Source organism: Streptomyces sp. NPDC041135 (assembly GCF_055592085.1).
Map to the genome: position 1 here is coordinate 477,391 of NZ_JBVIYZ010000005.1, position 8,075 is coordinate 485,465.

Sequence of the window (8,075 nt, forward strand, 5' to 3'; positions counted from 1 at the left end):
GCCCTGCTCGCCGGATCGAGGCCGGCCCCGCACGGGCCCGGAAACCGCCGGCCGGAGCGGCTACTGGCTGCTGGTGCCGAAGTCCTCGGGCGAGATCTGGTCGAGGAACTCGCGGAACTTCTCCACCTCGTCCTCCTGCTCGTCCGGGATCGCGATGCCGGCGTCGTCCAGCACCGTGTCACTGCCGTAGATCGGCGTACCGGTGCGCAGCGCGAGCGCTATGGCATCGGACGGGCGGGCGCTCACCTCGACCCCGCTGGCGAAGACCAGCTCCGCGTAGAAGACGCCCTCACGCAGGTCCGTGATGCGCACTTCGGTCAGCTCCTGGCCGACGGCCTCCAGCACGTCCTTGAACAGGTCGTGCGTCAGCGGTCGCGCGGGGGCCATGCCCTGCTGGGCGAAGGCGATCGCCGTCGCCTCCCCAGGCCCGATCCAGATGGGGAGGTACCGGTCGCCTCCCACTTCGCGCAGGAGCACGATCGGTTGGTTGGAGGGCATTTCCACCCGGACACCTACGACATCGAGCTCGTTCACACAGCAACCCTAGGCCGTGGTCGGGACGTTTGGGTAGTCGGGCCGGGATCGGGCGCCCGATCCAGCCGTCGGCACACCCCGCCGCTCACGGCAACCGCACCCCGAGAGCGGTCTGCACCAGGGCCGCGTGCAGCTTCACGGCCAGCGCCGCCAGCTCCTTGGTACGGGCCTGGGCCAGGGCCCTGGTCTGCGGGTTGCGGTGGCGTTTGAGGGGGGCCACCACCTGGTCGATCAGCCCGGCCTCGCGGTCGGCGGCGGCCCGCATCGCCCGCAGGTGGCGCGGCTCGATCCCGAACCGCCCCAGCTCGGCGAGGAGCGAGGCCACGGTGACCGTCTCGGCGTCGTACACCCCGTCCCCGAGCGGAACGACGAGCCCGTACGACTCCCACTCCTTCAGCTGGCCCTCGCCGACGTCGGCGGCCGCGAGCAGCTCGGCGCGCCCGATCCGGGCCACCGTGGGCCCCTCGGAGGCCTCCGGGAAGCTCTCGCCGTCCCGCTGCCGTCCCACGAGCGGCAGCTGGATGCTCTCCCCGCGCTCCATGGCGTCCAACTGCTCCCGGATGACCTTGAGCGGCAGGTAGTGGTCCCGCTGCATCCGCAGGACGTGACCGAGGCGCTCGACGTCCCCGGCGCTGAACTTGCGGTACCCGGAAGGGGTCCGCCGCGGCTCGATGAGCCCTTCCGACTCCAGGAAGCGGATCTTGGAGATGGTCACTTCGGGGAACTCGTCGCGCAGCACGTTCAGCACCGTGCCGATGCTCATCAGCCCATCCGCGGCGGCGGTACCGTGCCCGGCACCGCCGCTCGGTGTTTGAAGCATGGACCTTCCCTGGGGGGTTCCCGGACTGAGCCGGGGGAGGTCAGATGCCCTGCCGGCTCGCGTAGAAGACCAGCCGGTACTTGCCGATCTGCACCTCGTCACCGTTGGACAGGGCGACCTGGTCGATCCGCTCCCGGTTGACGTACGTGCCGTTGAGACTGCCCACGTCCGCCACCGTGAAGGAGCCGTCCGCGGCGCGGCGGAACTCCACGTGCCGGCGCGAGACCGTCACGTCGTCCAGGAAGATGTCGCTCTGCGGATGGCGCCCGGCCGTGGTGAGGTCGCTGTCGAGCAGGAAGCGGCTGCCGGAGTTGGGTCCCCGGCGCACCACGAGCAGCGCCGAACCCAGCGGCAGCGCGTCCACGGCCGCCTGGGCCTCGGGCGAGAGCGTCGGCACCGGCGTCTGGCCGGTGACCTCGGCGTCGTAGGCCTCGAGGCCGGAGATGGAGATCGTGGACGTCGTCTCCGAAGGCCGCTCCGGCGTGGCGCCGGCCCGCAGGGGCGCACCGCAGTTGGAACAGAAGCGGGCGTTCTCCGCGTTGCGGTTACCGCACCTCGTACACACCAGGACCGACATGGACGGATCCTCCTGCCGCGGCTGCCCCGCCGGGGCGTTGGACGGGTACGGGGCAGGGGCAAACCCTCCATCCGTACCTGAGGTTGACGGTTGCCCGAAACCTATGCCGCCCGACCGGCCAGGGTCAACTGACGCCGCGCCCTGACCACCGGAAATGTCACCGCCCGGACCAGCGACCTGGTCGCGGAACAGCGGGCGCCCGCCCTCCGCGTCAGGCTGTGCGCGATGGCGCGCGGTCGCGTTCTCGCCGCCGTCTCGCGCACTCTTGCCGAACAACTTCTGAAACAACTTCACGGGCGATTCCCCTTGACCGAAACAGACCCGCCCGTGGGGCAGGACGAACCCTGATTGCATTCACCGGCCGACCCGGACATCCTCACAACGTCCGTATCCGCCAAACAGTTTCCACCACGCACCACCTCTTCGGTGCGCCGACCCCCCGCATCCTCATGCCCCTGCCGGACGTCGCCCATGCGCCACCGGATCACTGCGAGGACGACCGAGCGTAGTCAGGCCGCTTCACCGGCCGCAAGGCGTCCACGACGATCTTGGTGGACCGCTCCACGGTGACCGTGGCCTGCTCCTTCTCCAGAGTCTGCACCACACCTCCAGGGATGTTCAGCGCCGGCTCGAGGTCCTGCGGATTGCCGATGACCTGGAAACGATAGGGGGCGGTGATCTTGTTCCCGTCGACGCCCACGCTCTTGCCGGAGTCCGTCACATAGGTGTTGGCGACCACGCGCACACCGTTGACCTGGATCGCCTCGGCACCGGCCGCGCGCAGTTCCTGGATCGCGTCGAGCAGCATGTCCGCCTTGACCGTCCCCTTCGTGTCCCCGATCGTCACCGTGATGCCGGGACCCTGCGCGGCCACGGTGCCCGCGAGGATGCCGAGTTGCTTCTCCTTCTCGGCCGTCTGCCTGCGCGCCTCCGCCGCCTGGTCGGAGCTGCTCTGCAGCTCCTGGCGCTGCTTCTCGAGTCCCTGCTTCTCGTCCTCAAGACGCTGAGTACGGTCGTCCAGTTCATCGAGGATGCGGACGAGATCTTCCTGACGTGCCCCGCGCAGCGCGTTGTCGCTGTCGGAGTTCGACGCCACCTGCACGGCCAGGCCGAAGCCGAGACCGAACAGCAGAACGGCGACGATGAGTTGGGCCCGGCTCAACCGCGGCGGCCACAGCCCCTTCACCAGCCGCTGCCGGCCCGTCAGCGGCCGCGGTGTCTCCTCCTCGGCGGCCCGCCCGGGCACACCGGTCTCCTCGGGCGCGCCGGCCCGCTCGGGCACACTGCCCGCGGCGGGCGCGGGCACCTCGTCGGGCAGTTCCCTGCGCAGCCTGTTCTCCGGCTGCTCGTCCTGGTCGCTCATCGCCCTCACGCCCGGAACACGTGACGCCGGATCGCCGCGGCGTTGGAGAAGATGCGGATACCGAGGACCACCACGACACCCGTGGACAGCTGGGCACCCACACCCAGCTTGTCGCCGAGGAAGACGATCAGGGCGGCCACCACCACGTTCGACAGGAACGACACCACGAAGACCTTGTCGTCGAAGATGCCGTCGAGCATGGCCCGCAGGCCACCGAACACGGCGTCGAGCGCCGCGACGACGGCGATCGGCAGATACGGCTCGACGACCGCCGGAACCTCGGGCCGGACCAACAGGCCGGCCACGACTCCCACGACGAGGCCCAGTACGGCGATCACGATGTGCCCTTGCCCTTCTCAGTCTTCTCGGTGGTCGGCTGCGCTGTGCGGACGATCACACTGGGTGCGGCGGGCAGCCGGACGTCGCTCTCCGTGGAGATGGTGGCCCGAATGCCGTAGTTCTCCCCCAGGGCGTGCAGATACAGCCCGTCCGCGCTGTCCTGGAACGTGGTGCTCAGCCGGTCCCCGTCCCCCACGGCCAGCACGGTGTAGGGCGGTACGAGCGGCTTGTTGTCGACCAGTATCGCGTCACCCGCGGCCCTGATCGCCGACAGGGCGGTCAGCCGCTGCCCGTTGATCGAGACGGCCTCGGCGCCGGAGGCCCACAGCCCGTTCACCACGCGCTGCATGTCCCGGTCGCGCACCCGCCCGGTGTCGGAGAAGCCGGACGTCTCCCGGGGATCGCCGTCACCGCCCGTGGTGGCTTCCTTGGCGTCGTTCACGACGAGCCGCACACCCGGGCCGTGCACCGCCGTGGCACCCGACAGGACGCCCACCAGGTCGGCCCGGCCGCTGCCGCCGCTCTGCTTCAGCGCGGCCCGCTGACGGGCGCTGACGTCGTCGCGCAGGGCGTCGACGCTGCCCTCCAGCTTGTCGGCGGCGGAGGTCTCGCTGTCGATGCGGTCCAGCAGCTCCTGGCGCTCCTTGGCCACCACGGGCGCCGCCACCCGCGCCTGGGCCGCTCCCACGGTCACCACGAGCGCCGCGAGGACCAGCCCGGCCGCCAGGCCGAGCCTGGCCCTCAGAGTCTTCGGCATGCCGCTCTCGCCCCGGCTCCTGCGGCGGGCGGCTGCCTCGGCGTACCCGTCGTCGAGGCTGTGGTCCATGACGTTGGTGATCAACGACATGGAGGCGTCCGGGCGCTGCGGCCGCGTGGGGCTGCTCCGAACGGGGGGTTGCTGCGGCATGCCGCACATCGTCGCACGTCGCCGGGAATACCTCCGAACGGCCCCACCGGCGTGCCGGACAGGCACCCCTGAGGGCACGTGTCCGGCACGCGCGCGTGCGGGTGTCTCCCTACCGGCCGGCGCTGTCCACGACCGCCGCCCACTCGTCCAGCAGGGCCTGCGCGGAGGCGTCGTCCGGGCCCTCGGCCCACAGGTGGGTGACCGCCTCGGCCGGGTCCGGCAGCACCATGACCCAGCGGCCGTCGGCCTCCACGACCCGCACCCCGTCGGTCGTGTCGACGGAACGGTCTCCGGCCGCCTCGACCACGCGGCGCATCACCAGGCCCTTGACGGCCCACGGGGTCGCCAGGTCCCGCTTGAGGACGTGGGCCCGCGGGATGCGCGCGTCGATCTGGCTCAGCGTGAGCTGGGTCCGCGCCACCAGACCGATCAGCCGCACGAACGCCGCCGTGCCGTCGTAGACGCTGCTGAACTCGGGGACGATGAACCCGCCCTTGCCGTCACCGCCGAAGATGGTCCCTTCCTCGCTCCCCACGCGCGTGAGGTCGTCCGGAGAGGTCGTGGTCCACTCGACCTGCGTGCCGTGGTACGCGGCCACCTGCTCGGCGATCCTGGTCGTCGTCACCGGCAGCGCCACCCGGCCGCTGCGCCGCTCGGCCGCGACCAGGTCGAGCATCACGAGCAGCGCCCGGTCGTCCTCGATGATCCGGCCCTTCTCGTCCACGAGCGACAGCCGCTCGCCGACCGGGTCGAACCGGACACCGAACGCGGCACCCGAGGACGCCACGATCTCGCCGAGCCGCACGAGCCCGGCGCGGCGCATCTCCTCGGTCTCCGTGGGCCTGGACTCGTCGAGACCGGGGTTGATGGTCAGCGAGTCCACGCCCAGCTTGCCCAGCAGGCTCGGCAGGAGCAGGCCGGCGCTGCCGTTGGAGGCGTCCACGACGACCTTCAGGCCGGACTCGGCGATCCCGGTCGTGTCGACGTTGCGCAGCAGCGACCCGGTGTACGAGTCGAAGACGCTGGACGGGAAGTACAGGTCGCCGATCTCGCCCGGGAAGGCACGCCGGTACTCCTGGCGCGCGAACACCCGGTCCAGCTTGCGCTGGCTGCCCTGGGACAGGTCGGCTCCCTGTCCGTCGAAGAACATGATGTCGACGGAGTCCGGCACGCCGGGCGAGGTCCGGATCATGATGCCGCCGGAGCTGCCCCGCGCGGTCTGCTGCCGTGCCACCGGCAGCGGCACGTTCTCCAGGTCCCGTACGTCGATGGCGCTGGCCTGGAGCGCGGAGATCACCGCGCGCTTGAGCGCACGGGCACCGCGGGAGTGGTCACGGGCCGTGGTGACCGTGGTGCCCTTCTTCAGCGTCGTCGCGTAGGCACCGGCCAGCCGGACGGCCAGTTCCGGTGTGATCTCCACGTTCAGGATGCCGGAGACGCCGCGCGCGCCGAAGAGGTTCGCCTGGCCCCTGGACTCCCAGATGACCGAGGTGTTGACGAAGGCACCGGCCTCGATCGTCTTGAACGGGTACACCCGGACGTTGCCCTGCACGATCGATTCTTCACCGATCAGGCACTCGTCACCGATGACCGCGCCGTCCTCGATCCGGGCCGCACGCATGATGTCGGTGTTCTTCCCGACGACACAGCCACGCAGGTTGCTGTGCTGGCCCACGTACACGTTGTCGTGCACGACGGCCCGGTGCATGAAGGCACCGGTCTTGACGACGACGTTGGAGCCGACGACCGTGTGCTCGCGCAGTTCCGCGCCGGCCTCCACCTTGGCGTAGTCGCCGATGTAGAGCGGCCCGCGCAGGACGGCGTCGGGATGCACCTCCGCGCCTTCGGCCACCCACACGCCCGGGGAGATCTCGAAGCCGTCGATGTCGACGTCGACCTTGCCCTCGAGAACGTCGGCCTGCGCCTTCACATAGCTCTCGTGCGTGCCGACGTCCTCCCAGTAGCCCTCGGCGACGTAGCCGTAGATCGGCTTGCCCTCCTTCATCAGCTGAGGGAAGACGTCGCCGGACCAGTCGACGGGGACATCGGGGTCGACGTAGTTGAAGACCTCGGGCTCCATCACGTAGATGCCCGTGTTCACCGTGTCGGAGAAGACCTGCCCCCAGGTCGGCTTCTCGAGGAAGCGCTCGACCTTGCCCTCCTCGTCGACGATGGTGATGCCGAACTCCAGCGGGTTGGGGACGCGGGTCAGGCAGACCGTGACCATCGCGCCCTTCTCCTTGTGGAACCGGATCAGCTCGGTGAGGTCGAAGTCGGTCAGGGCATCGCCGGAGATGACGAGGAAGGCATCGTCCTTCAACGCCTCTTCGGCGTTCTTGACGCTTCCGGCGGTACCGAGTGGCTTCTCCTCATTGGCATAGGTGAGCTCCATGCCGAGCTCTTCACCGTCACCGAAGTAGTTCTTGACGAGCGACGCCAGGAACTGCACGGTGACGACGGTCTCGGTGAGCCCGTGCCTTTTGAGCAGCCGTAGCACGTGCTCCATGATCGGTCGGTTCACCACCGGCAGGAGCGGCTTGGGCATGCTCGAGGTCATGGGGCGCAGGCGTGTGCCTTCGCCACCGGCCATCACGACGGCCTTCATGTCGGAAGCGTCCTCCTCCAAAGAGACGACGGTCTAGCCGACTTCACCCGACAAGATTGTCCCGCACTTTTCCGCCACGGGCCATCGGGGCAACTGGGTCAGGACAATCCGCCGAGCTCAATCGGCCATGGCGTCCGCGCGCACCAGACGGCGGACTTGTACCACGTAGAGCACTCCTGCCCACCAATAGAGGGTTGTACCCCATCCGGTGAACGCCCATCCGAAAATCGCACCGAGTGACGCGATCCAACCACTTCCGTCACTGAGGAGCAGGAGGGGGAAGGCGTACATCAGGTTGAAGGTGGCCGCCTTCCCCAGGAAGTTCACCTGGGGCGGCGGGTAGCCGTGCCGGCGGAGGATGCCCACCATCACCAGCAGCATCAGCTCACGCGCCAGGAGCAGGCCGGTGAGCCACAACGGCAGGATTCCGCGCCAGGTGAGGCCCACGAGCGTGGAGAGGATGTAGAGCCGGTCCGCGGCCGGGTCGAGCAGCCGGCCGAGGCTGCTGATCTGGTTCCAGCGCCGTGCGAGCTTGCCGTCCAGATAGTCACTGATCCCGCTCAGTGCCAGCACCAGCAGCGCCCAGCCGTCGCTCTTGGGTCCACCGAACTCCGGCCGGAGGATCAGCCACAGAAAGAGGGGTACGCCGACGAGCCGAGCCATGCTGAGGATGTTCGGGATGGTGAGGACCCGGTCCGTCTGAACACGGGTCTCCTGGACCTCCACCCGGGGGCCTCCTGTGGGAAACGAGCCAACGATGCCCCCTGACCCTACCGCAACGCAAAAAAGCTCCGGCCCCTGGGCTGATTGCCCAAGAGCCGGAGCTGTAAAAGGAGTTCGGCGGTGTCCTACTCTCCCACAGGGTCCCCCCTGCAGTACCATCGGCGCTGTGAGGCTTAGCTTCCGGGTTCGGAATGTAACCGGGCGTTT

The 8,075-nt window shown here is 69.3% G+C and carries 8 protein-coding genes and 1 rRNA gene; all 9 read right to left on the reverse strand.

What is annotated here, in order from left to right:
* Window positions 1–60 precede the first annotated feature (60 nt).
* On the reverse strand, window positions 61–534 hold the full coding sequence (locus tag ACZ6CZ_RS15755; RefSeq protein WP_026253112.1) for a bifunctional nuclease family protein: 474 nt from the start codon (window positions 532–534) through the stop codon (window positions 61–63).
* A gap of 85 nt (window positions 535–619) precedes the next feature.
* Window positions 620–1,354 carry a transcriptional regulator FtsR gene (gene ftsR, locus ACZ6CZ_RS15760; RefSeq protein WP_469020459.1) on the reverse strand — a complete coding sequence of 245 codons (735 nt, stop codon included), beginning with the start codon at window positions 1,352–1,354 and terminating at the stop codon, window positions 620–622.
* 40 nt (window positions 1,355–1,394) lie between these two features.
* Window positions 1,395–1,931, reverse strand: a complete 537-nt coding sequence (locus ACZ6CZ_RS15765) for an FHA domain-containing protein (protein WP_469020464.1) — start codon at window positions 1,929–1,931, stop codon at window positions 1,395–1,397.
* 484 nt (window positions 1,932–2,415) lie between these two features.
* Complete coding sequence (locus ACZ6CZ_RS15770; protein ID WP_469020467.1) at window positions 2,416–3,294, reverse strand: DUF881 domain-containing protein; 879 nt, start codon at window positions 3,292–3,294, stop codon at window positions 2,416–2,418.
* A 5-nt stretch (window positions 3,295–3,299) separates the two neighbouring features.
* Window positions 3,300–3,632 (reverse strand): small basic family protein, encoded by a 333-nt coding sequence (locus tag ACZ6CZ_RS15775; protein WP_003988855.1) that lies wholly within the window; start codon window positions 3,630–3,632, stop codon window positions 3,300–3,302.
* Window positions 3,629–4,549 carry a DUF881 domain-containing protein gene (locus tag ACZ6CZ_RS15780; RefSeq protein WP_469020471.1) on the reverse strand — a complete coding sequence of 307 codons (921 nt, stop codon included), beginning with the start codon at window positions 4,547–4,549 and terminating at the stop codon, window positions 3,629–3,631. Before ACZ6CZ_RS15780 ends, ACZ6CZ_RS15775 begins: the two co-directional genes overlap by 4 nt.
* 100 nt (window positions 4,550–4,649) lie before the next feature.
* Window positions 4,650–7,145 carry a sugar phosphate nucleotidyltransferase gene (locus ACZ6CZ_RS15785; protein ID WP_469020473.1) on the reverse strand — a complete coding sequence of 832 codons (2,496 nt, stop codon included), beginning with the start codon at window positions 7,143–7,145 and terminating at the stop codon, window positions 4,650–4,652.
* Window positions 7,146–7,262: 117 nt separating this feature from the next.
* A complete protein-coding gene (locus tag ACZ6CZ_RS15790; protein WP_469020476.1) occupies window positions 7,263–7,871 on the reverse strand; it encodes a CDP-alcohol phosphatidyltransferase family protein in 609 nt (202 codons plus the stop codon).
* Between the two features lie 109 nt (window positions 7,872–7,980).
* Window positions 7,981–8,075 (reverse strand): 5S ribosomal RNA (rrf, locus tag ACZ6CZ_RS15795); the annotation flags it as partial.

Coding starts and splice junctions, on each gene's coding strand:
- ftsR (WP_469020459.1), bottom strand. CDS start 1,354: ATGCTTCAAACACCGAGCGGCGGTGCCGGGCACGGTACCGCCGCCGCG.
- ACZ6CZ_RS15785 (WP_469020473.1), bottom strand. CDS start 7,145: ATGAAGGCCGTCGTGATGGCCGGTGGCGAAGGCACACGCCTGCGCCCC.
- ACZ6CZ_RS15780 (WP_469020471.1), bottom strand. CDS start 4,549: ATGTGCGGCATGCCGCAGCAACCCCCCGTTCGGAGCAGCCCCACGCGG.
- ACZ6CZ_RS15765 (WP_469020464.1), bottom strand. CDS start 1,931: ATGTCGGTCCTGGTGTGTACGAGGTGCGGTAACCGCAACGCGGAGAAC.
- ACZ6CZ_RS15770 (WP_469020467.1), bottom strand. CDS start 3,294: ATGAGCGACCAGGACGAGCAGCCGGAGAACAGGCTGCGCAGGGAACTG.